Here is a 22,765-nt window from a genome sequence, read left to right on the forward strand (position 1 = left end):
ATTCTATGCATGTTCCGTCGATCGTCGAGGTTTTGTAGAACGTTATGCCCGGGAAAGGGTCCCGGCGCCGACAGCCGCCGAACGTCGACAAAGCGGCAAATCCCCGACGGGGACGCGGGGCACGACGAGCTCCCCCGCCAGGACTCGAACCTGGTACCTCCCGAGTAACAGTCGGGTGCGCAGCCTGTTGCGCCTCAGGGGAAGGGTGGGCCGCCAGGGAGTCGAACCCTGAACCCGCCGAGTAAAAGTCGGCTGCTCTGCGCGGTTGAGCTAGCGGCCCCCGTGCCGTGGGTCGCTCGGACCGGTGGCACGGAGTGGATCGCCGGGGAGTCGAACCCCGAACCCGCCGAGTAAGAGTCGGCTGCTCTGCCGTTGAGCCAGCGATCCGGTGCGGCCGGAGGGCGCGCCCTCCGGTGTCACGAGCCTCTTCCGGGACTCGAACCCGGTCCTTCCGTTTACGAGACGGGTGCTCTGCCTGGTGAGCTGAAGAGGCGAACTACTGCTGCGAGCGGCCGGAGGGCATCGAACCCTCTGCTTCGGTTTGGAAGACCGACGTGTCCGCCGAGTTCACCACGACCGCGCGACGCCGCGAACCCGCGGCGTGAAAAGTGTTGCTCCGTTGTGAAAGTTTCAAAGAACACGCCATTGGCACGCCAGGCGTGAAGCACCGGTGGAAGGAGTCGAACCTTCGGCGAACGGTTTTGGAGACCGCCGCGCTCTCTCCGGAAGCTCACCGGTAAATCGACCGTGCGAAACAGAGAAAGCCGCCCGGATCGGTTTCCCGATGGGCGGCTCCCTCGACCTGACGAAAGTGTCACATCACGGTGGGGAGCCGACGGTCATACCGTTGACTGTCCAGCCAAAGGTGTTCCGGCCGAAGGGTTTCCGGCCGGACGAGCGCACGGCGACGATCGCGGCGGCCGGATTCCGGCGCTGCGTCCCTCGCTCTCGCGTGTTCGTCATGACCTGCTCCTTCGTTTGCCGGTGTGGATTCATCATCTTCGGCGAGCCTGTGGCCGTCAACCGTGTTTTCCACCGACGGCGGCCTCGATATGCCCGGCGCGAATGCCGTCAGCCGACGGGCCACTCCGGCGCGTGGTGCCCGCCCAGCTTGTCGAGAGCGGGACCGGCGGCCTCGTCGACCGCCCGGGCCACTTCGGCGACGTCGACGGTCGTGAGGACCCGGTCGCGCATGACGACGACACCGTCGATCACCACGGTCGTCGCGTCGGCGCCGCTGCCCGCGTCGACGAGGTCGGCGAGGTCGGCGACCGGGTTGCCGAACCGGAACGGCCGGTAAGCCAGGCCGCACAAGGAGAACAGCGCGAGGTCCGCGGTTTGCCGGCCTCGGCCGACCCCAGCCGGTCCGCCGCGCGCAAGGCCTTGGCGGCGTTCACCGTCGCCATCTCGAACACCGAGGTGACCGGCATGAGCGAGTGGTCGCGGCGCGCGTCCTTGTGGCACACGGCCGCCAGGTACATCACCCGTACCAGGTCGAGGAACCGGCTGATCGCAGCCGCGTCGGTACCGAGCACCAGCTCGGTGCCGGCCGCGGCCAGGTCCGGGATCACGCCGTGGGCCATCCAGCCCTGCCCGCCCAGCAGACTGGTCGACGGGCAGTGGGCGACGAACGCCGGCGACGCCCGAGCCGCTTCACGTCGTCCTTCGGCAGCCACCCGACATGCGCGAGGACCGGCGCCAGCTCCAGCACGCCGAACCGCTCGTAGCGTCGATCAGCGTGTCCGGGCGGTAGCGCGCGAGGATGGTGTCGCGTTTGCCGACGGCGACGATCCGGGTGCCGCGGATCGCGACGGCGCCGTCGAGCAGGATCTGCCGCCGCGCGCCCATCGTGGCGATCGCGCCGGCGGCGACCACGAGGTCGGCGGGCGGTGCGCCGGTCTTCGCGTCGGTCAACGCGTCGCCGTCAGAGAACGTGCCGTTTCGTTCGCTTGCGCTGAGCCGTCCTCCCCGTCGGGCCTTCGGGTGAGGATCACCGGTTCGCCGCGCCGCGGCCATGATCCCTGGGTGTTATCCGAAGTCGAGCCGGGCGATCTCCGCAGAGATCCGCTGCGCCTCGGTGACGAGGTGGCCGATCAGGAGCTGGGCGCTTTTCGACGGTGCGCGGCCGGCGAGAGTGGTGACGCCGATGGCGCGCGGTACGGTCTCCAGCCGGATCGGCAGGTAGCCGAGGGCGTCGTCGTCGGCGCCGATGAGCAGGGGCAGCGGCGTGATCGCGTCGGTGTGCAGCAGGATCGAGCGCATGGTCAGGATCGTCGAGCACTCGATGACGTTGCGGGGCAAGGGAACTTCGTGGCGGGCGAACAGCTCGTCGAGCTCGTCGCGCAGCGCGGTGGGCCGGCCCGGCAGGATCCAGGGGAACTTCTGCAGCTGCGCCAGGGACCGGAGCCCGGACTCGATGGCCGGGTGGTCGCGGCGCGCGACGAGGCCCACGGGTTCCTCGTACAGCGGCGCGTGGTGAAACCGGCTCGCGGCGCCGGCGGGCGGGCGGCCGACGAGGAAGTCGACCTCGCCGTGCGCGAGCCGGACGTCGAGATCGGCTCCGAGCCCCTCCACCACGGTCGCCGTCAGGGTCGGGTGCTCGGCTTTGAGCCGGACGAGTGCAGAGGGGAGCAGCACGTACGCGCCGGCGAGGTTCGTGCCGACGCGCACGGGTTCCGCGCCGTCGCGCAGCAGCCCGTCGATGCGGTCCTGCGCGGAGGTCATGGTGCTCACCACAGCCCGCGCGTGGTCGAGCAGGATCTCGCCGAACGCGGTGGGCCGCACCCCGCGAGGCCCGCGCACGAACAGCTCCACCCCGACGATCGACTCCGTCTCGCGCAGCGCCCGGGTGACTGCCGGCTGCGTCACGTGCAGATCCTTGGCCGCACCCAGAAGCGAGCCGTTCTCGGCGATCGCGATCACCAGCACCAGGTGCCGCATCTTGAGGCGGCCGTCGAGGAAACGTTGCTGGTCCACTGACCTCACCCTTTCGCTCGGCGAGGTATAGCAGATCGGCTCCGGTATAACCATGCGGGCATAACCGGGCCGGGATAGGCATTGGTGCGCCGGGGCCCGCGCGCACACGATGAATTCATGTCTTCCTCGCCTGAGACCACCGGATCCGTTTCCGCGCTGGTCGGCGCCCTCGCTCGCGGTGACGCGTCGATCATCGAGCTCACGGCACCGCTCTCGTCCGACACCCCCGTGCTCGACCTGCCCTCGGACATGGCGCCGATTCCCCGGTTCCGCCTGGAGGAGCTGGCGAAGTACGACGAGCGCGGCCGCACGTCGTACCAGAACGGCATCCACACCGGCGAGCACGTCGGCACCCACTTCGACGCGCCGCGGCACTGGGTCACCGGTGCCGATCTGGAGGACGTCGCGTCCGTGCCGCCGTCCCGCCTGGTCGCGCCGGCCGTCGTGATCGACAAGACGCGCGTGGCCGCCGCCGACCTGGACTACGTGCTGCGCCGCGACGACGTCGGGGAATGGCAGCGCGAACACGGCGCCCTGCCGCGGGGCTGGCTGCTGTTCCGCACCGGCTGGGCCGCGCGCTCGCACGACCAGGAGCTGTTCCTCAACGCCGGCGGCGACGGGCCGCACACCCCGGGCGTCGATCCCGACTGCGCGCGCTGGCTGGCGCAGGAGACCCCGATCTTCGGGTTCGGCGTCGAGACCGTCGGCACCGACGCTGGGCAGGCGTTCCGCTTCGATCCCGAGTTCCCCGTGCACTCGTACCTGCTCGGCGCGGGCAAGTACGGCATCACCCAGCTGCAGAACCTGCACCTGCTGCCGCCGACGGGCGCGTTGCTGATCGTGGCGCCGCAGCGGATCGTCGGCGGCTCCGGGAGCCCGGCGCGCGTGCTGGCCCTCGTCGAGAACGGAGCGAAGTGACCATGCTGGTGCACGAGGCCATCGGCCGGTGCCTGACCGAGCACGGCGTGCGCGCCGCGTTCGGCGTGGTCGGCAGCGGCAACTTCCACTTCACCCAGGCCCTGGTGGCCGGGGGAGCGCGGTTCGTGGCCGCACGCCACGAAGGCGGCGCGGCGACGATGGCCGACGCCTACGCGCGCATGTCGGGTGAGGTCGCGGTGCTGTCGCTGCACCAGGGCTGCGGCTACACCAACGCGCTCACCGGGATCACCGAGGCGGCCAAGAGCCGGACCCCGCTGCTGGTGCTGACCGCCGAGGCCGACGACCCGGCGTCCAACTTCTTCATCGACCAGCCCGGCCTCGCCACCGGTGTCGGCGCCGTACCGCTGCGGGTGGACTCGCCACGGACGGCCCTGCGGGACGTGGCCCGGGCGCTGGCCATCTGCGCGCAGCAGCGGCGGACCGTGGTGCTCAACGTCCCGATCGACGTCCAGGAGCTGGAGCTGCCGGAGCAACAGCACGGGGCGGTCCCGGCCGCGATCGCCGCGCCGCAGCCGGCGCCCGAGCCGTTGGCGGAGTTCGCCCGGCTGCTGAGCGAGGCGTCCCGGCCGGTGTTCATCGTCGGCCGCGGTGGCCGTACGCCCGGTGCGGGCGAGGCGATCCGGGAGCTGGGGAACCAGGCGGGTGCGCTGCTGGCCACGTCGGCGGTGAGCCGCGGGCTGTTCCACGACGACCCGTGGAGCATCGACGTCTCGGGCGGCTTCGCCTCCCCGCTGACGGTCGAGCTGATTTCCCAGGCCGACCTGGTCGTGGCATTCGGGTGTGCGCTGAACATGTGGACGACCCGCCACGGCGCGCTCCTCGGGGCCGACGCCCGCGTGGTCCAGGTCGACCTGGACCCGGCGGCGATCGGCCGGCACCGCGGCGTCGACCTCGGGCTGTGGGGCGGGGTCGCGGAAACCGCCCGCGCGGCGACGGCCCTGCTCCGCTCCGGTGGCGCGAAGCCGCGGACGGGCTACCGGCAGCCGGAGCTCGGCCCCCGCCTCCGCACGGGCCTGCGCTGGAACCAGCTCCCGTTCGACGACGCCTCCACCGAAGACCGCATCGACCCGCGCGCGCTGTCGGCGAGGCTCGACGAGCTGCTGCCGGCCGAGCGGACCGTGTCGGTCGACTCCGGCAACTTCCTCGGCTATCCGAGCATGTACCTCGACGTGCCGGACGAGTACGGGTTCTGCTTCACCCAGGCGTTCCAGTCGGTCGGGCTGGGGCTGGCGAGCGCGATCGGCACAGCGCTGGCGCAGCCTGGCCGCGTCCCCGTCGCGGCGCTGGGCGACGGCGGGTTCCTGATGGGGCTCTCGGAGCTGGAAACGGCTGTGCGCCTGGGGCTTCCGCTGCTGGTCGTCGTCTACAACGACGCGATGTACGGCGCGGAAGTGCACCACTTCGGGGCCGGGACCGCGGGGCTGGACAACGTCACCTTCCCCGACGCCGACCTGGCCGCGCTGGCCCGGGGCCACGGCTGCGAGGGCCTGACCGTGCGCTCGGCCGACGACCTCGCCGCCGTCAAGGACTGGCTGTCGTCGGCGCCCCGGCGGCCGCTGGTCCTCGACGCCAAGATCACCTCCGATGGCGGGGCCTGGTGGCTGCACGAGGCCTTCGGTCACTGAGCGCAGCGGCGGCCCTTGTTTTGCTGACACGATCGTGGTCGCAAACGGGTCGCCGCTTGTACCGAGTACGTACCATCTCGAAACGGGGCGGCGGCACCGAGGACCAGCCGCCGGCCTGCGAGAGGGAGCACGCGATGACCGGTCTCGACTGGCAGGAGGTGGCCCGGTTCGGCGAGCTCGCCTGTGGCTCACTGCGGGCGGCCACCGTGCAGCAGCGGACCCTGCCGGAGCTGGTCCGCGTCCTGCGCTGCGATTCGGGCGCGATCCACCAGCTCGACCGCCGCTGCCGGGGCCAGGTGGCGTCCTTGACGGGCGCGCCGGTGAAGATGCTCATCGAGTTCGCGCCCATCTCCGGGCCGGCGAATCCGTATTTCAAGCGCTCGACCACGTCGCAGTTCCCGGTCCACGACGCGGTGCTGCACGGCCGCCGTACCGACCACCTGCGCTCACCGGTGGGACAGCTCCTGGCCGACTACGGGTTCGAGCACTGCCTCTACGCGTTGCTCGTCGCCGAGGGCCGCCCCGTCGGCACCGCGACCTTCGCCCGCCGGACCGGCCGGCCGGCGTTCACCACCCGGGAGCAGGAGATGGCCCACCGGCTGTCGAAGTTCCTGGCGATCGGCCTGGCCAACGCCGCGGCCTACGAGCGGCGCGCACCCGGCGCGCCGCTCGAGGGACCCGTCCCGGCGAACCTCGACATCGACACGATCGACCTGTCCGAACCTTCGAGGACACCCCAAGCCGGCACCGCGCCGTCCGCGGGAGCCGACGGGGGACTGACCGAGCGGGAGCGCGAGGTGCTCGCGCTGGCCACGAGCGGGCTGAGCAACGCGGAGATCGCCGCCGAGCTCGGGATCGCGCTCAACACCGTCAAACAGCACATGAAGCACAGTTTCCACAAGCTCGGCGTGCGCTCGCGGCTCGAAGCCCTGCGGTACCTGCAGGAGAACAACCTCGTGGCGTCCTGACCCGAAGCCGCCGGGATCGCTTGTGCGGCAAGCGATCCCGGCAGCCGCTCAAGCGGTGGCGGGCGCGCGCAGGCCGGCTTCCTCGAGCCGGGGCAGCACCTCGCCGGCGAGCTTCTCCAGCCCGTTCTCGTAGTCCAGCCAGATCAGCATCAGGCCGTCGACGCCGGCGTCGGAGAGTTCCTGCATGCGCTGCGCGATGTCACTCGCCGAACCCACCAGGGGGTAGGCGCCGTAGCCGGCCTTGAACTCGTACGACATTTCCGCCATTTTCTCCGGTGGCATCGTCTTGGCGTTGGGGATGTTCGCCTCGATCAGGTCCGCGACCCCGACGTCGTCGCCTCGCGTCACGATGTAGTCGTGGGCGTAGGCCTCGGCTGCGGCGGTGGTGTCCTTTTGCACGACGTATGCGGAAAGCCAGATCTGGATTTCCTTGCCGAACTTCTTGCGCGCCTCTTCGCGGTATTCCGCGACGCGTGCCTTCACGGCTTGGGGATCGGGATCGTCGGGAATGGTGAAGGCCACCTCGGCGTGCTCCGCGGCGAACTGGCGCCCGCGCGGCGAGCCACCGGCGTTGAGCAGGACCGGGCGCGACTGCAGCGGACGCGGCTGCGACATGGCGTTCTTGAGGTCGAAGTACTCGTTCTTCAGGTCGAAGCCCTCGTCGGAGGACCAGAGCTTGTCGAACGCCTCCATCCACTTGTCGGCGTACCCGTAGCGGTCGTTGTGTTCCTGCATCTCGACGCCGAACAACTCGAACTCCGGCGGGAACCAGCCGCAGACCAGGTTCATCCCCGCGCGGCCGCCGGAGATCAGGTCGACCGTCGCCTCGGCCTTGGCGACGAACGCCGGGTTGATCAGCGCCATCGGGAACGTGCTGATGATGCTGATCCGTTCGGTGATCGCGGCGATCGCGCCGGCCCAGGCGAAGGTTTCCATCACGTCGCCCGAGTAATGGTTGTCGCCACCGAAGGCGCGCCAGCGCGACGCCGAGACGAAGCCTTCGATGCCCAGCTCGTCGGCCCGCTTCGCCAGCCGGCTGATCTCGTCCCAATCGCCGGAGAACCGGTCGGGGTGGTGGGTGAAAGAGGCACCTTTGGCGTTCACGCCGAAAATGCTCAGCTTGAGCTTGTTGGCCGAGTCTCGAATGGGATTCGGCTTGACCATAGTGTCGTCCACGGTGACCACATTTCTCGTAGAGAAGACTTGGTCGACATTTTCTGCGTGCGCACGCCGGCCTGGCCATAACCCCTGGGTGTTATTGTGACGGCTTCTCACTCCGCGCTAATGTGATCGTCACTCCGCGCCAAGACGCGGCTCGTGGCAAGAGCTGTCACGGGGCTGTACGGGCCACAAGATCTCGTACCAGCTGCAGGAAGTTCGTCAGCGTCGGCGTTGCCGTGACGAAGCCCGAGGCCTTCCGGGGCCGAACGGAGCAGCTATGAAAACCACCATTGTTGTTGGAAATCCGAAGCCCGCTTCGCGGACGAGGCAGGTCGCCGAGGCCTTGCTCGACCGGCTGGTGAAGGACGACGCGGACCGGCAGGTCATCGATCTGTCCGACCACTCCGCCGAGATCTTCGCCTGGCCGTCGGAGGTGATGTCGGCGCTGAACGAGCGCGTCGCCGGCAGCGATCTCGTGGTGATCGCGAGCCCGACCTACAAGGCCACCTACACCGGGCTGGTCAAGGCCTTCCTGGACCGCTACGCGGCGGGCGGGCTGGCCGGGGTGACGGCGATCCCCGTGATGACCGGGGGCAGCCCCGCCCACGCGATGGGTGTCGACAGCCACCTCGCCCCGCTGCTGACCGAGCTCGGCGCCGTGGTTCCGGGAGCCGGGTGGTACTTCGAGACCTCCTCGATGGACTCGCTGGACACACTCGCCGACGAGGCGGCCGCGCGCTACGCCCGCACGATCGGGCAGCTCGCCCGCCTGGCCGAGGGGGTGCGGATCCCGTGACGCGACCGTTGACGAGCGTCGCTGACTCCCGCCCGTACCGCGAAGCAGTGGGGTGCTACGCCTCCGGTGTCGTGGTGGTCGGCGCGACCGCGGACGACGGGCAGCGGATCGGGTTCACGTGCCAGTCGTTCCACAGCGTCTCGCTGGACCCGCCGCTGATCCTGATCTGTGTCGCCCGGACTTCGAGCACCTATCCGCTGATCCGGGATATCGGCCGGTTCGCCGTGTCCGTGCTGGGCCACGACCACCGGGAGGTCGCCTCCGCGTTCGCCCGCAAGGGCGTCGACCGGTGGAGCGGGGTCGCGCACACCGAAACCGCGGCCGGGAACCCCGTCCTCGCCGAGAGCCTCGTGTGGCTCGACTGCGAGATCGACGCCGAGCACGACGCGGGTGACCACCACCTCGTCGTCGGCCGCGTGCTGGAGATGAGCTCGCCGGACGCGCAGGACGGCGCCGAGCCGCTGCTGTTCTACCGCGGTGGTTTCCACCGCATCGCCTCGGTGCCCGCCGTCGGCTGAGCGACCCGGGTCCGGCTGGGCCTGCGGTCCAGCCGGACCTACGAAGGAAGACGACGATGACACAGCAGCTTTCACCAGACCACCAGTTCGACACGGTGAGCGTCGCGCGGGCCGCCGCCGCGATCGCCCACGGGCGGCCGGTGGTGGTGGCCGGCACCCACGGCGACCTCGTGTTCGCCGCGCAGGACGCCACACCGCACCTGGTGTCCGAGGCCGTGCGCTACACCGACGGGTTCGTCTGCGTCGCCCTGCCGGACGAGGACTGCGACCGCCTCGGGCTCCCGCTGATGTACCCCGGGGCGCCGGCGTGCGGAGGGGAAGCCTTCGCCGTCACGGTCGACGCCCTCGCCGGCGGGACGACCGGCATCTCCGCGACCGACCGGGCCCGCACGATCCGGCTGCTGGCAAGTCCCGCCGCGACTCCGGCCGACTTCACCCGGCCCGGCCACGTCGTGCCCATCCGGACGGCCCGCGCAAGCACCCCGCACCGCGCCGGCCGCGGCGAGGCCGCCCTGGACCTGGTACGGCTCGCGGGCAAGGGCGAAGCCGCGGTGCTCAGCGGCATCGTGTCGCAACGCGAGGCGGGCGACCTGGCCGGTCCGGAGGAACTGGGTTCGTTCGCCGCCGAGCACGGCCTGCTCGTCGTGTCGGCCGCCGACGTGCTGGCGCCCAGATCGGCGGCTCAGCCCGCGTGCCCCCGGTGCGGGCACCCGGGGTGACTTCGCCGTGCACCGCCGGCAGGTCAAGGTAAACCGGACGGTTTCTCGCGTCAAGCGTTGCGAGGTAGCCTGGACGTCATGAGCACCGAGACCGCCGCACCCGACGCGAAGGCCGGATCTTCGGACAACGCCGTCCGGGAGTCCCAGCGCGAGCGGCTCCTGCGTGCCGCGATCGAGCTCTTCTACCGCGACGGGGTCGCCGTCGGCGCGAACGCGCTGTGCCGGCGGGCGGGGATCTCCAAGAAGTCGATGTACGAGCTGTTCGACAGCAAGGACGCCCTGCTCGAAGCCGCGCTACAACGCCGGATCGGCGACGACGCGGCCTTCCTGTTGCCCCCGCCCGATTTCAGCTCCAGCCCGCGCGCGCGGCTGCTGCACGTCTTCGAGCAGCTGGAAGCCTTCGCGACGTCACCCGACTACCGGGGTTGCGCCTACCTCGTGACGCAGCTCGAGCTGAAAGATCCCGACCACCCCGCGAGCATCGCGGCCGCCCGCCTCAAAACCGAGCACCTCGAAGGCTTCTTCCGCGCCGAAGCCGAACGCGGTCACGCCACCGACCCGGGCTTCCTCACCCGCCAGCTCGCCGTCCTCTACGACGGGGCCAGCAGCCGCGCCGGCGTCGGCGCCGACGACCTGCGCGGCCTGGCCGTCGCCACCGCGCGAACCCTGCTGGACGCGGCCGGCGTCACCGACTGATCGTCCGCAAAGGACGGTCTCCGGAGCCGGACGTCAATGCAGGTGAACCAGAACCAGGTTCTTCAACAGGATCATGACGACGCCGAGCAGCCCCGCCGCGCAGGTCGTCCCGATCAGCGCCGCGCCACGCAGCCGGGCCACCCGCGCCGCCGACCACGCGTGGTAGGTCAGGACCACCACGGCCACCGCCAGCCCGGTGTTCGCCGCGGCGGCGGGAGAGGCGCCGGCGAGCCGGGCCAGCAGCAGCGCGGCGATCGGGCCGAACGAGGCCGTCACCATGGGCCACGTGGCCCGCAGCTCCGCGGCGATCCGCGCCCGGCTCGGCAGTCTGCCGTCCTCGACTTCCTCGCCCAGCAGTTCCGCGTATTCCTCCGCCGTCCAGTAGATCAGCAGCGTGGCCACGACCGCGATCGCCAGTGACAGGGTGGAGAGCTGTCCGCCCACGGCGGTCAGGATGGCGGCGGTGACGATCACCCCGTAGATGCCGGCCGCGCGGCGCCGTCCGGCCCTTCGGTCGCCCACCTGCTCGACCACGCTCACCTCCGTCTGCTCCTGGCGGAACCCGTCCTAGCCGGTCATCCGGTCGCCGCCAAGGGGAGGGGCGGCCCCGCCGGTCTCGGCCTGCCGGCGGGGCCTGGCCGGCCCGCGCTCACCGAGCGAGTGCCTTGGCCTTCAGGGACTCGTACTCCTCCGCGTTGATGGCGCCGGTGTCGAGGAGCTTCTTCGCCTCGGCGATCTGGCCGGCGGCGCCCTTGTCGCCGTCGCCGGAGACCGAGCGGACGTAGTCGTCGAACTGCTTCTGGTTGCTCGCCGCCTCGGATTGACGGCGTTCGCCCATGTGCTTGCCCTGCGCGATGAGGTAGATCAGCACACCGATGAAGGGCAGCACCAGGACCAGCACGGTCCAGCCGGCTTTGCCCCAGCCGGAGACGTCCGAGCGGTGGAAGAGGTCGCCGAAGATCACGATGAGCATCCAGAACCAGACCACCCAGCCGAAGAACACCAGCATGGTCCAGATCACGTCCAGGAACGGGTAGTCCGATTGAGCCAGTGCCATCACGCCTCCGATGCTCGACACCCGCACGACCGGGAGATCCGTCCACAACGGACCGAAAGCCAGGGGTGAGTGGCTCCCGGCCGTGTCCCCCGGTGGCAGCGTTCCCAGCGACCGCCCTGCGCGGCATCACCCGGCGGAGGTGAATTCCGGCGCCGGGATCGGTTCCCCGGCGCCGCGGGACGGAGCTCACCGCACCGGCCGGCCGGCGCGAACCGCCGCACCGGCGACGCCGGACAGCGTGCTCGTGATCACGAGACCGATGAGGAGGTTCCCGGCGGCCGTCGCGAACCGGGCACCGCGGTCCGCGTCGAGGCCCAGGGGGATGACGACGGCGATCGCCGTGACGAGCAACATGATCGAGACGAAAAACGACTTCGCGCGTGGCGTGCTGATCAAGAGCAGGTGGAGCAGTCCGGTGGCCGCGAGGGCGACGAGGGCGGCGCCCACGGCGTAGGCCACCGTGCCGACCCCGCCCCACGCACCCTCGCCTTCCGGGGCCAGCACGGGCACGTCGAACAGGCCGCGCGCGATGAGCACCACCACGATGGCGGCCAGAGCCGCGACCAGCGCCGTCGCGCCGCCACCGGCCCACAGCTTCCCCGCGACGACCCGGGGCTTCGTGTCTCCGGTCATGGGCGCTCCGCGGTCTCGCGCCCGCCCCCGGGCGATCGCCGTCACCGAAACACATCCGGGGGCCGCTGTGCTCCTCCGATTCGGGTGAGGCGATGCTCGCGTGCCGTGACGATGGTGCCCGACCGCGCAAGCACGTCCACAGTGGATGGATCGCCCTCAGCGAGCCGGGTCCACCAGCTGCCGGACGGTGTCGGTGACGACCCGGCGACGTTCGGGTTCCGGGACGAGGCCGCGGACGTCTTCGCCCTGGTTCTGCCACATGTTCGCGATGGTCAGCACCAGGGCGAGCAGCTCGCCGGCTGTCCGCTGACCGGTCACGGTGCCGCGGCGCTGCGCGTCCTCGACCGCCGCGGTCTTGTCGGCCATGGACTTCGCGACGACGGGCCGGACGCTGCCGCGCTCGAGCTGGTACCAGGTGACGAAGCGCATCACGTCCGGGTGCCGCAGGCCCGCGTCGTAGAGCTGTCCCGCGTATTCGGGCAGGTCGTCCGCGTCGAGGGGGATCCCGGAGACGACCTGCTCGACGATCGCGTCGTAGACCGCTTCGTACAGCCCTTCTTTGCCGTCGTAGAAGGAATACACGAGCCCGGCGCTGACCTCGGCGCGGGCGGCGATGCGCTCGACGCGGGCGCCGCCGATGCCGTACTCGGCGAACTCGGCGAGCGCGCCGTCCAGCAGCTGCCGCCGCTTGCTCTCGGGGTCCCGGGTCCGTGCCATGCCGTCATCCTAATGAATGTTCATTCGTGCTGAGCTGCCGCAGCAGGCCGAGCATGTCCTCGCCGAACCACGCCTCGGCGATCTTGCCCGCCCGCACGGTGTAGATGCCGATGCCGGACCACGCGGCGTGCCGGCCGGTGGCGGCGACCCCGAGGAACGGCCCGGTGTGGGTGCCGCTGTTGGTGAACCGGAGCACGACCGTGTCGCCGTCGACGAGGGTGTCGTGCACGGTCAGGTGCATGCCGCTGAAGGCGCCGCCGACCGCGGCGCGCAGGGCCGCCTGGTAGGCCTCGAGGCCGTGGAGGTCGCCGCCGCTGCCGGCGTGCCAGGCGAGGTCGTCGTGCGAGAGCTCGTCGACGACGTCGAGGTCGCCGCCGTTGATGACCTCGGCGACGAACCGGTGCACGACTGCCGCGGGGCCGGGCGCGGTGCGCGGTGGGTCGAGGAGGTCGTTGATCCACGCGATGGCGCTGTCGAGGGCGACGTCGCCGAGCGGGGTGGCCATGTTGGTGAACGCGTGCGGGGCTTCGGGCCAGATCTCCAGCCGCGCGTCGCGGCCGGCGAGCCGCAGGCGGGCGGCGAGCAGAATCGCGTCGTCGCGCAGCGGGTCGAGGTCGCCGACGGTCAGCAGGGCGGGCGGGAAGCCGGTGAGGTCGGCCAGCGCCGGGGACAGCCGCGAGTCGCGCCGTTGCGCCGGCGTGTGGCCGGGGAGGGCGAGGTCGGGCAGGCCGTCGATCCAGGACCGGGTGAGCACGAGGCTGTTTTCGGTGGCCGCGGCGGCGCTGGGGGACAGGCCCAGGTCGTAGATGCCGCAGTCGAGGTACGCGCCGGCGAACGCGCCGAACGCGGGGTCGCCGGCGTCACGCAGGGCCAGCAGCGTCGCGGCGGCGAGGTGCGCGCCGGCGGAGATGCCGCCGATCAGCAGCCGGCCGGTGCCGAACTCCGCGACCGCGTGCCGGGCGAGCCAGCGGGCGACGGCGACGGTCTGCTCGATCTGCTCTCCGACGGTGGCCTCGGGCGCCAGCCGGTACTCCGGGCTGACCACGACCGTGCCGGTGGCGCGGGCGAGGCGGTCGTTGACGAGATCGTCGTCCTCCGGTGCTCCGCCGGCCCAGCCGCCGCCGTGGATGCGGTAGAGGACCGCGCGCGGCTCGGGCGGCGTGAACACGCGCAGCCGCAGGGGGCCGGTGGGTCCGTCGACGTGGCGTTCGGTCGGGCTCAGGTCCGTCGCCCCGGGGTTGTGGGCGGTACCGGCTCGCAGGGCGGCGAGACCTTCGGGGGTCCGGACGTCCGGGTGGGGCATCTTCGCGAGCACGGCGTTCACCTCGCGCTGGGCCTCGAGGAGAGCGGGGTCGACGGCCTGCAGGCGGAGGTCGAAGGTCGGGTCGGTCATGGGATCAGGTCCTTTCGGGAGGTCACAGGGCGAAGGTGACGCCGGTGAGGCGTTCGCTTTCGGCCCAGAGACGGGCGCCTTCGGCCGGGTCGTCCGCGCCGCGGGGGAGCTTGACCGGCTTCGGGGTGCCGGAGGTCTGGTCACGGCCGGCGGGGCCGTAGAAGGCGCCGCTGATCACTTCGGGGCTCGTCGCGACGTACAGAGACGGCCACGCCGCGCCCTCCGGGGAGCCCATGGCCACGTTGCGGAGCACCGCGATCATCGCCCGGGAGAGCACGCCTTCGGAGTGCCGCTGCAGGTTGGTCACGGCCGAGCCGGGATGCACGGACACCGCGCGCAGGGCCGTACCGGCCAGCCGCCGGGACAGCTCCTGGGTGAAGACAACGTTGGCGCGCTTGGACTTCGCGTACGCGCTCATCCCGCCGTAACGCCGCAGGCTCATCAGGTCGTCGAGCCGGCCGGAGCGCCAGGTCGCGGCGATCGCGCTGACGGTGACCACGCGCGCGGCCTCGGCGCGGCGCAGCGCGGGCAGCAGGCCGGCGGTGAGGGCGAAGTGCCCGAGGTGGTTGGTGCCGACGGTCAGCTCGAACCCGTCCGAGGTCGTGCGCCGCTCCGGCACGTTCATCACGCCGGCGTTGTTGAAGAGCAGGTCGATGGTCTCGGTGTCCGCGAGCCGCGCGGACGTCTCGGCGATGGAGGCCAGGCAGCCCAGGTCCAGCACGATGGTGTCCAGCCGCGCGGTGGGCTGGTCGGCGCGCAGGGTGGCGACGGCTTCGTCGAGCTTCTCCTGGCTGCGCCCGGCCAGGAGGACGCGGGCGCCGTGGCGGGTCAGCACGCGGGCGGCCTCCAGGCCGATGCCGCTGTTGCCGCCGGTCACGAGCGCGACGCGGTCGCGCAGGTCGCCGATCCGGTCGGGGGTCCAGTGGGCCGGAGCGAGGGTGCTGGGCATGGCTACCTCCACTAATGAATGTTCATTTAATAAGACGATGACACGGGTGCGCCAGGGCGTCAATGAATGTTCATTCAATAGTGGCGGCGCTCACCGCCGAGGGTTCGTGCTGCGGCCAGGCTTACGAAGCCCGCCCGGTCTTCTTCGGGGTCACGACCGGAGTGTCCCGGTACTTCAGGATTCCCTCGACGCCGAGGCGGAAGGTTTCGCAGACCGGCGCCGGATCGGTGAGGCAGCCCGCGGCCATGGCGCCGTCCCGCAGCATGACGAAGTGCCTCGCGGCCGGCTCGGGTGCCGTCTCGCCGGCCTGCGCGAGCAGCTCGGTGACGACCTCCAGGAACCACTGCCGGTGGGTGAGCACGGCCTGGTGCACGGGGTGCTCGGGATCGGGATACTCCGCGACGGCGTTGAGGAAGGCGCAGCCGCGGAACCCGGGCGTGCGGATGCCGTCGGCGATCGACGCGGCGACCGCGCGCACGGCGTCGGCCCCGGAGGCCTTGCCGGTGCGGGCGGTCTCGACGTCGGCGCGGATCGCCTGGTCGGCCGCCGTCAGGTACGCCACCAGCAGGTCGTCCTTGCTCGGGAAGTGCCGGTAGAGCGTGGCGCGAGTGACGCCGGCGGCGGCGATGACCCGGTCGATGCCGACCGAGTGGAGACCCTCCGAATAGAACAGCCGGGTCGCCGAAGTCATCAGCCGGGCTCGTGCTTCGGACACTTCGCCGTCCACCTCTCGTCGTTGGCTCCACGGTAGCAGATAGAACGGTCGGTCTTGACGACGCGGTTTCGCGGCTGCCATAGTCCTCACCGCGAGATAGAACGATCTGTCTACCTAAGTTGGCGCAGCCCCGTTCGAAGGAGCATTCCATGAGCACCAGCACCGTTCTGGCCCCCGTAGGCATCGCGAAACCCTTGCGGCGCCTGTACTTCATCCGCTTCGCGTTCACTGTGGTCTGGGCCGCGCTGCTGTTCGTGACCGGGCCGGGCCTCGGTCCGGTCAGCACCACGCTGCTCGTGCTCTACCCGCTGTTCGACGTCGCCGCGGCCGTCGTCGACGCCCGCTCGGCGAAGGGAAGCAAGCCGGTCGCGGGCCTGTACGTGAACGTGGCGATCAGCCTGCTCGCCGCCGTGGGCCTGGCCGTCGCGGCCTCGTCGGGCATCCCCGCGGTCCTCGGCGTGTGGGGCGCGTGGGCGATCGTGGCCGGCCTCGTGCAGCTCGCCGTCGGCCTCCTCCGCCGCACCCTGGGCGGCCAGTGGCCCGTGATCCTCAGCGGCGGCATCTCCGTCGTGGCCGGCGCTTCGTTCGTGCTGCAGGCCACAAAGGACAGTGCGTCCCTCGCGACCCTCGCCGGCTACGCCACCCTGGGCGGCATCTTCTTCCTCGTCTCGGCCCTGCGGCTGGGGCGCGCCGCGAACGGTTCCGACGCCGGCTGAGTTGTCCTGAATCGGACGGGTTTGCCGTCCGGCATTGCCCGCCCGCCACCTCGGCAAGCAGAATCGGCGCCGACGTGATGACAAGGTTGTCAACGAGGGGGCGGACATGGCGCTCAGGCGGCGCGCGGTGCTTCAGGGACTCGGCGCGGGCGGGCTTGCGCTGGTGAGCGCGGGCCTGGTGACCCCGGCGGCGAGGGCCGACGCCGCGGCCCCGGCCCGCCGCGGGGGAGCGCCCGACGACGTCGCCGCGACCTACCTGCGCGTGCTGCTGCGCCATACCCGCTGGGCCGAGCAGCAGTTCGACGCGGCGGCCGGTATCTATCCGGCGAAGGACTTCACGTTCGCCGTGGTGCTGGGCAACGCCGTCCTGCTCACGCGCGACGGGTACGACGCGGCGGTCACGGGCGTGGAGCGCGAGGTGCTGCACCGGCACACCGTCGACACCATCCGGCATTTCGCGGCGAGCAACGTCATCACCGGTGGCACCGAGTGGGGCCGCCGGCTGTTCTTCGACACCACGTTCCAGTCCTACTTCCAGCTGGCCGGCCGGTTGCTGTGGAACGACCTCGACGCCGCCACCCGCGCGAATCTCGACGAGATCGCGACCGGGCAGGCCGCCTACACCGCGGCGCTCGGCACGGGCAACGACCCGCTGTCCGGCGACTGGACGCCGAACGGCCTGGCCGGCGGGCACGTCGGCGACACCAAGCTGGAGGAGATGGGCGTGTACGCCCAGGCTCTCGCCCCGGCAATGGCCTGGGCCGCGAAGGATCCCCGCGCGGCCCAGTGGCGCGAGTGGTTCGGGCGGTGGAGCCGCAACGAGACCGCGCTGCCCGCCGCGGACCTGGCCAACCCGCGGGTCGTGGACGGCGTACCGATCTCGGCCAACACGGCGGAGAACCTCTACGACACCTTCCTGGTGGAGAACCACGGCTCCTTCGGCCCGCATTACCAGGAAGAGCTGTGGCGCACCTCCGGCCGCAACGCGATGCACTTCCTGCTGGCCGGGCAGCCGCTGCCGGAGGTGCTCACCGCGCAGCCCAACGGCGAGCTGCTGTGGCACACGATGCTGCTGATGGCCAGCGACGCGGGTGAGCCGCTCATGCCGATGGTCGCCGACCGCGAGCACCTGTACGGGCGCGACGTCATCCCGCTGGCGTTCCGCGCGCAGGTGCTCGGCGACCGCTACGCCGCGCGGGCCGAGGCGCAGCTGGCCGAGCGGTTGGAGCCGTACCAGGCGTACGCGCCCGCGGATCGCGTCACGAAGTTCTCGGGCGAGCCCAAGTACGAGCCGGAGGCGCGCGCGGAGATCGCGATCAGCTACCTGCTGCACGAATGGCGCGCGGACCACGGTGGCCCGGTGCGTCCGGTGAGCCAGGCGGAGTTCGACGCCCACGCGGTCGGCGTCGCGGACTTCGGTGACGGGCCGGGCCTGCTCGCGCATCGCAGCCCGGCCGCGTGGGCCGCGGCGGTGAGCAAACCGGGGTTCACGAAGTTCGCGTGGCAGCCGCACCACGACGACTGGCTGTTCACCGTCAGCGGCGCCACGCCGATGTTGCTGCCGTCCACCGCGCTGGCCGTGCGGGAACGGCACGCCACGACGTGGACGAAGGTCCGCGACGGCTTCGACGCGAGCGCCGCGGTGTGGAAGTTCGACGGAGGCCACGCCGGTTTCGCGACCCTGCCGACGGGCGCGGCGGTCTACTCCAGCACAGGTCTGGGCGCGGGCGAGGGCGTGATGTCGGTGTACAACCTCGCCATGCCCGGCGTGCCGGGGCTGACCGGCGAGCGGACCTACCGCACCGCCGAAGGCGCGGTGACCGTCCCCGTCGCGCCGGCACCGCCGTCGGGCGGTGGGCGCACCGACGACGTGACCTTCCCCGCCGTGACGGCCCGATACGTGCGGATCCTCGGCGTGCAGCCGGATCCGGCGTACGGGTATTCGGTGTGGGCGTTCGAAGTGCGCGCCGGGGCGTCGGGCCCGGACCTCGCCCGCACGGCCACGGCATCGGCATCCTCGGCTGCACCGGGCAAGGAGGCGAAGTTCGCGAACGACGGCGACGCGACCACGCGCTGGGCCGTCTCTGTCGCCGACCGCCCGCGCGCCGACAGCTGGCTCGAGCTCGATTTCGGTGCGCCCCAACGGTTCGACCGCGTTCGCGTGGCCTGGGAAGCCGCTGCCGGACGTCGCTACCGCGTGGAGACCTCCGCTGACGGCACCACGTGGACCGCGGCCGGCACCTACCCGCTGCCCGCGCTCAGCACGACCGGCGGCTGGCTCGACGTCGACGGCCGCGCCGGGTTCGTCGTGTCCGGCTCACCGCACCCGGCCACCGTCACCGGCGACCGGATCGTGCTGTCCGACGGCGATTCCGCGCCCCTGCACGTCGAATGCCACCCGGACCCACGCGACCTGGCCGCCACGGCGCGCGCGCCCCGGCCGACGGCGAGTTCCACGGTGCTGCGCGTGTCCGTGCTCGACGGGCACCTCGTGCTGTTCAACCTCTCCGCCGCGGCGACGTCGGGAACCCTCACCCTGCCCGCCACGGACGGGGCCGTCGCGCTCTACCGGGGCTCGCAGGTCGTCACCGACACCGGAACGTCTCTGCCGGTGTCGGCGTCACCCGCCGAAGCGCGCATCGAACCAGCGCGCTTCACCGTGCGCGGGGTGGGCCGTACCCTGCCCGCCGGCTTGCGTGCCACCGTCGTCGACGCCGCCACCCTCCGGCTGACCGCCGACCGCACCGTGGTCCTTTCCGTGCGGCCGGCGGGCGAACCCTGGCGGCCGGTGGTCCTCCCCGCCGGGCACCCGGTGACGGTCACCGCCCGCCGGACCCGCCCGTACCCCTTGCCGGACTTGGCTTTGGGCGCGACCACCTTCCCGGCCGAACCCCTTCCGCCAGGCATGACCACCCCGACCTCCGCCGTCGACGACGACCCGCGCACCTCCTGGCGCCCGGGCCCGAACGGCCGCCTCGTCCTCGACCTCGGCGCGCTCCACACCCTCTCCACCGCCGAACTCGCCTGGACCGGCGGCCGCCTGCCCACCTTCACGATCGAAACGAGCGTCGACGGCCGCACCTACACCGCCGCACCGACCCCGGTCGGGCGCCGCACCACGACGGTCCCGCTCAGCGGGGAAGCGCGCTACGTCGCCGTTCACGTGACCGGCAACCCGACGGCAAGCCTGACGCGCCTGACCGTCCGGTGACCCGGCGAGCTGCTGCGGGACCGTCCACAGAGGACGTATGGCAGAGGTGGGCTGATTGGCCGGGGCGGGACCGCGGTCAGGACCGGAAGAACTCCAGGAGATCCGCGTTGATCGTCTCGGCGTGGACGGTCGGCATGCCGTGCGGGAAGCCCGGGTAGATCTTCAGCGTGGCGTTCTGCAGGATCTTCGACGACAGCACGGCGGCGTCGGCATAGGGGACGACCTGGTCGTCGTCACCGTGGCCGACGAAGACGGGGACGGTGATCTTCTTCAGGTCGTCGGTCTGGTCGGTCTGGGAGAACGCGACGATGCCGTCGTAGTGGGCCAGCGCGCTGCCCATCATGCCCTGGCGCCACCAGTTCTGGATGATCGCCTCGTCGGGTTCGGCGCCTGACCGGTTGTAGCCGTAGAACGGGCCCGAGGCCACCGCGCGGTAGAACACGGAACGGTTCGCCAACAGCTGCGCCTGCAAGTCGTCGAAGACGCTCTTGGGCAGGCCACCGGGGTTCGAGTCGGTCTGCAGCATCAGCGGCGGGATGGCGGACAGGATCGCGGCTTTCGCGACGCGGGACTCGCCGTGGCGGCCCAGGTAACGCACGACCTCACCACCGCCGGTGGAGTGGCCGACGTGGATGGCGTCGTGCAGGTCGAGGTGCGCCGTGACGGCGGCGAGGTCATCGGCGTAGTGGTCGAGGTCGTGTCCCCCGGCGACCTGCGCCGAGCGGCCGTGACCGCGCCGGTCGTGGGCGATGACGCGATAGCCCTGCTGCAGGAAGAACAGCATCTGGGTGTCCCAGTCGTCCGCCGACAGTGGCCAACCGTGGCTGAACACGATCGGCTGGCCGGTGCCCCAATCCTTGAAGTAGATCTCGACACCGTCGTCGGTGGTGATCGTCGGCATGGTGTTGTCTCCGTTTCTCGCGACGTTCCCGGATACCTCGTGAATCTGTTGCGTGTGGACACTGATCGCAGCGCGTCGAACCTGCTCTTCGCACACTACGCTTGCGCGACCGGAGGTCCAGTGGCGTTCGCACTCGGGGCGGTTGGCTGATTGCCCCGCACCGAAGGAGGTGCCGGTTCCGGTCGCCTAGGATTGGCTGACGAGCCGGTAGCCGGTGGCGGAGAACTCGGCCGTGAGCGCGTAGCGGTCGCCTCGGACGAGGGTGTGGCGCCACTCGATCGGGCGGCCTTTCGCGTGGCTCAGGCGGTTGATGGCGAAGGCCGCGACGTCGTGGGCGCAGGCAAGAGTGGTGCGTTCGGCGGCGGTGGGGATCACGGCGTGCACCTCTTCGCGCCCGTGGTCGAGGCGGATCCCGGTGCGGCGGGCGAGTTCGCCGTAGAGGCTGGTGTGGGTGAAGTCGGCCTGCAACAACGGTTTCGCGACGTCGGCGGGGAGCCACACGCGGTCCATCGCCAGCGGCTCGTCGCCGGCCAGGCGCAGGCGCTCCAGATAGACGAGTGGCGTCGAGGCTTCGAGGTCGAGGCGTTCGGCGACGAGTGCGTCGGCGCGGACGTCGAAGGTGCGGACGATGCTGTGCTGCGCCAGGCCTGCCGCTTCGACGGAGGTGAACAGGCTGTAGAGCGCCCCCAGCGGTTGCGCGATCTCGGCCGGCGGCGCGACCCGCGGCTGACGGCCGCGCTCGGCGACGACCACGCCGTCCGCGCGCAGCTGCCGCAGCGCCTGGCGCACGGTGTGCCGGCTGACCCCGTACTCCTCGGCGAGTGCGAGCTCACCGGGGAACTGTTCGGTGAACTCACCGTCGTCGAGCCTGGTCAGCAGCTCGCTCTGGAGCTGGCGCCAGAGCGGCTCGGAGCCGGAGCGGCTCAGCGTGCGTGGGGCCATGGCCTCCTCCGGGATGTCTCGCCCGACAGTACCGGTAGTCAAAGGTGCGGGCATACTTCAGATTGAATGTGCGTACATTTGTGTGGCAAAAGATCACGAAACTGTCGCCGGCCGTCGCAGATCCATTGTGGAGTCGCGAGGGGTCCGCATTCGACGCAGCAAAGGCCGTCCCCGGCTGCGCGCTTCCCGCTTTCCGGAGACCGGCCGGTTCCTCGCGATCCGCCGCGCGGTCGGCCACACTGGATCGATGGACTACGTCAGCCGGGTGCCCGCGCCGCCGCTGGACCGGTTCGTCGACGACCTCTACTGCCTGACCGGGGTGCCGCGCCACCGCCGGATCACCGTGCCGCCGATGCCGTCGGCGCACTTGTTCCTCAACTTGGGCGAGCCGTTCCTGCTGCGGGATTCCGACTCCTCGAAGCCGGTGGTGCCGGTCGTCGACGGGTTGGTCGCGGGAGTGTGGACCAGACGGTTCCTCGTCGAGTACCCCAGCGCGGTGCGGCTGGTGGGGGCGCACTTCAAGCCGTGGGGGATTTCGCCGTTCGCCGGCGTGGCGGCGCGTGAGCTGCGGGACCGGTGGGTGCCGGCCGATGCCGTGTGGCCGCGGTCGGTGGATCGGATTCGCGACCGGCTTGGCGAACTCACTTCGGCCGCCGAAATGCTGCGCGTGGTGGAGGACGAGCTGCGATCGACCCGGGGCGAGGGCCCGCCGCGCGGTCTTGATCTGGTTCAGCACACCGGCGGGCGCCTGGCGGCCGCCGGCGGGACGATCCCGGTCGAGGCGTTGAGCGGTTCCGCCGGGGTGAGCGTCAATCACCTGGCCGCGCAGTTCAAGGCTCATGTCGGGCTCACCCCCAAGCGGGTGGCGCGCATTTACCGCTTCGCCGGGCTGATCCTGTCGGTGGACGCGCGGGGGCCGGTCGACTGGCCGGGCCTCGCCCACACGGCGGGCTATTTCGACCAGGCGCACCTCAGCCGGGAGTTCAAGGACTTCACCGGCCACACCCCTACGGAGTACCTGGCTCTGCGGCGGCGGATCCCCGCCGAGCGCGAGTTCCCTCCGGACCGCGGTCCGATGCCGGCCGAGTGAATTTTTACAAGCACGCGGCCGCGGCGGACGGCAAGATCGGTGC

Annotated in this window: 25 protein-coding genes and 6 tRNA genes; 10 read left to right on the forward strand and 21 right to left on the reverse strand. The window is 71.2% G+C overall.

The genetic code is table 11. The features are described from left to right. Window positions 1–129: 129 nt before the first annotated feature. The 11 genes from QRX50_RS23625 to QRX50_RS23675 all read right to left on the reverse strand — a co-directional run bounded on the left by QRX50_RS23625 (window position 130) and on the right by QRX50_RS23675 (window position 2,976). Window positions 130–202 (reverse strand) — tRNA-Asn (locus QRX50_RS23625). A gap of 4 nt (window positions 203–206) precedes the next feature. Further along, window positions 207–280, reverse strand: a tRNA-Lys gene (locus tag QRX50_RS23630). Window positions 281–315: 35 nt separating this feature from the next. Further along, window positions 316–387 (reverse strand) — tRNA-Lys (locus QRX50_RS23635). A 34-nt stretch (window positions 388–421) separates the two neighbouring features. Further along, window positions 422–493, reverse strand: a tRNA-Thr gene (locus QRX50_RS23640). A 14-nt stretch (window positions 494–507) separates the two neighbouring features. After that, window positions 508–580: transfer RNA gene (locus tag QRX50_RS23645), tRNA-Gly, on the reverse strand. Between the two features lie 85 nt (window positions 581–665). Next, a tRNA-Trp gene (locus QRX50_RS23650) sits at window positions 666–738 on the reverse strand. 81 nt (window positions 739–819) lie between these two features. Next, the gene (locus QRX50_RS23655) at window positions 820–963 is read right to left on the reverse strand and encodes a hypothetical protein (protein WP_285974083.1); all 144 of its coding nucleotides are present in this window, start codon (window positions 961–963) and stop codon (window positions 820–822) included. 108 nt (window positions 964–1,071) lie between these two features. Then, on the reverse strand, window positions 1,072–1,218 hold the full coding sequence (locus QRX50_RS23660) for a hypothetical protein (protein ID WP_285974084.1): 147 nt from the start codon (window positions 1,216–1,218) through the stop codon (window positions 1,072–1,074). Further along, complete coding sequence (locus QRX50_RS23665) at window positions 1,212–1,676, reverse strand: amidohydrolase family protein (protein WP_285974085.1); 465 nt, start codon at window positions 1,674–1,676, stop codon at window positions 1,212–1,214. Before QRX50_RS23665 ends, QRX50_RS23660 begins: the two co-directional genes overlap by 7 nt. Then, window positions 1,654–1,914 carry an imidazolonepropionase-like domain-containing protein gene (locus tag QRX50_RS23670; protein WP_285974086.1) on the reverse strand — a complete coding sequence of 87 codons (261 nt, stop codon included), beginning with the start codon at window positions 1,912–1,914 and terminating at the stop codon, window positions 1,654–1,656. The genes QRX50_RS23665 and QRX50_RS23670 overlap by 23 nt, the downstream gene beginning before the upstream one ends. Window positions 1,915–2,028: 114 nt before the next feature. After that, window positions 2,029–2,976, reverse strand: coding sequence for a LysR substrate-binding domain-containing protein (locus QRX50_RS23675; protein ID WP_285974087.1), 948 nt, complete (start codon window positions 2,974–2,976; stop codon window positions 2,029–2,031). Window positions 2,977–3,093: 117 nt separating this feature from the next. On the opposite strand from QRX50_RS23675, the gene QRX50_RS23680 reads away from it, so the two are divergent. The 3 genes from QRX50_RS23680 to QRX50_RS23690 all read left to right on the forward strand — a co-directional run bounded on the left by QRX50_RS23680 (window position 3,094) and on the right by QRX50_RS23690 (window position 6,508). Next, complete coding sequence (locus QRX50_RS23680; RefSeq protein ID WP_285974088.1) at window positions 3,094–3,894, forward strand: cyclase family protein; 801 nt, start codon at window positions 3,094–3,096, stop codon at window positions 3,892–3,894. A gap of 2 nt (window positions 3,895–3,896) precedes the next feature. Continuing rightward, window positions 3,897–5,540: a thiamine pyrophosphate-binding protein gene (locus QRX50_RS23685; protein WP_285974540.1), complete on the forward strand. Its 1,644-nt coding sequence runs from the start codon at window positions 3,897–3,899 to the stop codon at window positions 5,538–5,540. 134 nt (window positions 5,541–5,674) lie between these two features. Further along, entirely contained in the window at window positions 5,675–6,508 is an 834-nt protein-coding gene (locus QRX50_RS23690; RefSeq protein ID WP_285974089.1) for a helix-turn-helix transcriptional regulator, read from the forward strand. Between the two features lie 48 nt (window positions 6,509–6,556). On the opposite strand, the gene QRX50_RS23695 is transcribed toward QRX50_RS23690, so the two are convergent. Beyond that, window positions 6,557–7,612 (reverse strand): LLM class flavin-dependent oxidoreductase, encoded by a 1,056-nt coding sequence (locus tag QRX50_RS23695; protein WP_285974090.1) that lies wholly within the window; start codon window positions 7,610–7,612, stop codon window positions 6,557–6,559. 334 nt (window positions 7,613–7,946) lie between these two features. Between QRX50_RS23695 and QRX50_RS23700 the strand changes: the two genes are divergently transcribed. The 4 genes from QRX50_RS23700 (at window position 7,947) to QRX50_RS23715 (ending at window position 10,398) form a co-directional block, all read left to right on the forward strand. Beyond that, window positions 7,947–8,465, forward strand: coding sequence for an NADPH-dependent FMN reductase (locus QRX50_RS23700; protein ID WP_285974091.1), 519 nt, complete (start codon window positions 7,947–7,949; stop codon window positions 8,463–8,465). Then, window positions 8,462–8,983 (forward strand): flavin reductase family protein, encoded by a 522-nt coding sequence (locus QRX50_RS23705; protein WP_285974092.1) that lies wholly within the window; start codon window positions 8,462–8,464, stop codon window positions 8,981–8,983. Before QRX50_RS23700 ends, QRX50_RS23705 begins: the two co-directional genes overlap by 4 nt. 56 nt (window positions 8,984–9,039) lie before the next feature. Further along, window positions 9,040–9,702 carry a 3,4-dihydroxy-2-butanone-4-phosphate synthase gene (locus QRX50_RS23710; RefSeq protein WP_285974093.1) on the forward strand — a complete coding sequence of 221 codons (663 nt, stop codon included), beginning with the start codon at window positions 9,040–9,042 and terminating at the stop codon, window positions 9,700–9,702. A gap of 78 nt (window positions 9,703–9,780) precedes the next feature. Next, entirely contained in the window at window positions 9,781–10,398 is a 618-nt protein-coding gene (locus QRX50_RS23715) for a TetR/AcrR family transcriptional regulator (RefSeq protein WP_285974094.1), read from the forward strand. Between the two features lie 33 nt (window positions 10,399–10,431). Here QRX50_RS23715 and QRX50_RS23720 read toward each other — a convergent pair whose 3' ends face one another. The 7 genes from QRX50_RS23720 to QRX50_RS23750 all read right to left on the reverse strand — a co-directional run bounded on the left by QRX50_RS23720 (window position 10,432) and on the right by QRX50_RS23750 (window position 15,862). Next, a complete protein-coding gene (locus tag QRX50_RS23720) occupies window positions 10,432–10,932 on the reverse strand; it encodes a hypothetical protein (protein WP_285974095.1) in 501 nt (166 codons plus the stop codon). A 115-nt stretch (window positions 10,933–11,047) separates the two neighbouring features. Continuing rightward, the gene (locus tag QRX50_RS23725; protein ID WP_285974096.1) at window positions 11,048–11,455 is read right to left on the reverse strand and encodes an SHOCT domain-containing protein; all 408 of its coding nucleotides are present in this window, start codon (window positions 11,453–11,455) and stop codon (window positions 11,048–11,050) included. Window positions 11,456–11,641: 186 nt separating this feature from the next. Continuing rightward, a complete protein-coding gene (locus tag QRX50_RS23730) occupies window positions 11,642–12,088 on the reverse strand; it encodes a DUF6069 family protein (RefSeq protein ID WP_285974097.1) in 447 nt (148 codons plus the stop codon). Window positions 12,089–12,244: 156 nt separating this feature from the next. Next, window positions 12,245–12,805 carry a TetR/AcrR family transcriptional regulator gene (locus tag QRX50_RS23735; protein WP_285974098.1) on the reverse strand — a complete coding sequence of 187 codons (561 nt, stop codon included), beginning with the start codon at window positions 12,803–12,805 and terminating at the stop codon, window positions 12,245–12,247. A 4-nt stretch (window positions 12,806–12,809) separates the two neighbouring features. Further along, complete coding sequence (locus QRX50_RS23740; protein ID WP_285974099.1) at window positions 12,810–14,198, reverse strand: alpha/beta hydrolase fold domain-containing protein; 1,389 nt, start codon at window positions 14,196–14,198, stop codon at window positions 12,810–12,812. 22 nt (window positions 14,199–14,220) lie between these two features. After that, window positions 14,221–15,147: an oxidoreductase gene (locus QRX50_RS23745; RefSeq protein ID WP_285974100.1), complete on the reverse strand. Its 927-nt coding sequence runs from the start codon at window positions 15,145–15,147 to the stop codon at window positions 14,221–14,223. Between the two features lie 121 nt (window positions 15,148–15,268). Further along, entirely contained in the window at window positions 15,269–15,862 is a 594-nt protein-coding gene (locus QRX50_RS23750; RefSeq protein WP_285974101.1) for a TetR/AcrR family transcriptional regulator, read from the reverse strand. 149 nt (window positions 15,863–16,011) lie between these two features. Between QRX50_RS23750 and QRX50_RS23755 the strand changes: the two genes are divergently transcribed. Beyond that, the gene (locus QRX50_RS23755; protein WP_285974102.1) at window positions 16,012–16,578 is read left to right on the forward strand and encodes a hypothetical protein; all 567 of its coding nucleotides are present in this window, start codon (window positions 16,012–16,014) and stop codon (window positions 16,576–16,578) included. Between the two features lie 106 nt (window positions 16,579–16,684). After that, entirely contained in the window at window positions 16,685–19,789 is a 3,105-nt protein-coding gene (locus QRX50_RS23760) for a discoidin domain-containing protein (RefSeq protein ID WP_285974103.1), read from the forward strand. A 76-nt stretch (window positions 19,790–19,865) separates the two neighbouring features. On the opposite strand, the gene QRX50_RS23765 is transcribed toward QRX50_RS23760, so the two are convergent. Next, complete coding sequence (locus QRX50_RS23765; protein WP_285974104.1) at window positions 19,866–20,690, reverse strand: alpha/beta fold hydrolase; 825 nt, start codon at window positions 20,688–20,690, stop codon at window positions 19,866–19,868. Between the two features lie 186 nt (window positions 20,691–20,876). Next, window positions 20,877–21,632 (reverse strand): GntR family transcriptional regulator, encoded by a 756-nt coding sequence (locus QRX50_RS23770; RefSeq protein WP_285974105.1) that lies wholly within the window; start codon window positions 21,630–21,632, stop codon window positions 20,877–20,879. A 247-nt stretch (window positions 21,633–21,879) separates the two neighbouring features. Between QRX50_RS23770 and QRX50_RS23775 the strand changes: the two genes are divergently transcribed. Next, window positions 21,880–22,722, forward strand: a complete 843-nt coding sequence (locus tag QRX50_RS23775) for a helix-turn-helix domain-containing protein (RefSeq protein ID WP_285974106.1) — start codon at window positions 21,880–21,882, stop codon at window positions 22,720–22,722. Window positions 22,723–22,765 lie beyond the last annotated feature (43 nt).

Origin of the sequence: Amycolatopsis sp. 2-15, assembly GCF_030285625.1 — a bacterium.
Lineage (GTDB): Bacteria > Actinomycetota > Actinomycetes > Mycobacteriales > Pseudonocardiaceae > Amycolatopsis > Amycolatopsis carbonis.

Bases quoted from the DNA above. Each gene is read 5' to 3' on its own strand.
- QRX50_RS23710 (WP_285974093.1), top strand. From the start codon at position 9,040: ATGACACAGCAGCTTTCACCAGACCACCAGTTCGACACGGTGAGCGTC.
- QRX50_RS23680 (WP_285974088.1), top strand. From the start codon at position 3,094: ATGTCTTCCTCGCCTGAGACCACCGGATCCGTTTCCGCGCTGGTCGGC.
- QRX50_RS23765 (WP_285974104.1), bottom strand. From the start codon at position 20,690: ATGCCGACGATCACCACCGACGACGGTGTCGAGATCTACTTCAAGGAT.
- QRX50_RS23655 (WP_285974083.1), bottom strand. From the start codon at position 963: ATGACGAACACGCGAGAGCGAGGGACGCAGCGCCGGAATCCGGCCGCC.
- QRX50_RS23725 (WP_285974096.1), bottom strand. From the start codon at position 11,455: ATGGCACTGGCTCAATCGGACTACCCGTTCCTGGACGTGATCTGGACC.
- QRX50_RS23715 (WP_285974094.1), top strand. From the start codon at position 9,781: ATGAGCACCGAGACCGCCGCACCCGACGCGAAGGCCGGATCTTCGGAC.
- QRX50_RS23685 (WP_285974540.1), top strand. From the start codon at position 3,897: ATGCTGGTGCACGAGGCCATCGGCCGGTGCCTGACCGAGCACGGCGTG.
- QRX50_RS23760 (WP_285974103.1), top strand. From the start codon at position 16,685: ATGGCGCTCAGGCGGCGCGCGGTGCTTCAGGGACTCGGCGCGGGCGGG.
- QRX50_RS23755 (WP_285974102.1), top strand. From the start codon at position 16,012: ATGAGCACCAGCACCGTTCTGGCCCCCGTAGGCATCGCGAAACCCTTG.
- QRX50_RS23745 (WP_285974100.1), bottom strand. From the start codon at position 15,147: ATGCCCAGCACCCTCGCTCCGGCCCACTGGACCCCCGACCGGATCGGC.
- QRX50_RS23770 (WP_285974105.1), bottom strand. From the start codon at position 21,632: ATGGCCCCACGCACGCTGAGCCGCTCCGGCTCCGAGCCGCTCTGGCGC.
- QRX50_RS23735 (WP_285974098.1), bottom strand. From the start codon at position 12,805: ATGGCACGGACCCGGGACCCCGAGAGCAAGCGGCGGCAGCTGCTGGAC.
- QRX50_RS23700 (WP_285974091.1), top strand. From the start codon at position 7,947: ATGAAAACCACCATTGTTGTTGGAAATCCGAAGCCCGCTTCGCGGACG.
- QRX50_RS23730 (WP_285974097.1), bottom strand. From the start codon at position 12,088: ATGACCGGAGACACGAAGCCCCGGGTCGTCGCGGGGAAGCTGTGGGCC.
- QRX50_RS23775 (WP_285974106.1), top strand. From the start codon at position 21,880: ATGGACTACGTCAGCCGGGTGCCCGCGCCGCCGCTGGACCGGTTCGTC.
- QRX50_RS23740 (WP_285974099.1), bottom strand. From the start codon at position 14,198: ATGACCGACCCGACCTTCGACCTCCGCCTGCAGGCCGTCGACCCCGCT.
- QRX50_RS23690 (WP_285974089.1), top strand. From the start codon at position 5,675: ATGACCGGTCTCGACTGGCAGGAGGTGGCCCGGTTCGGCGAGCTCGCC.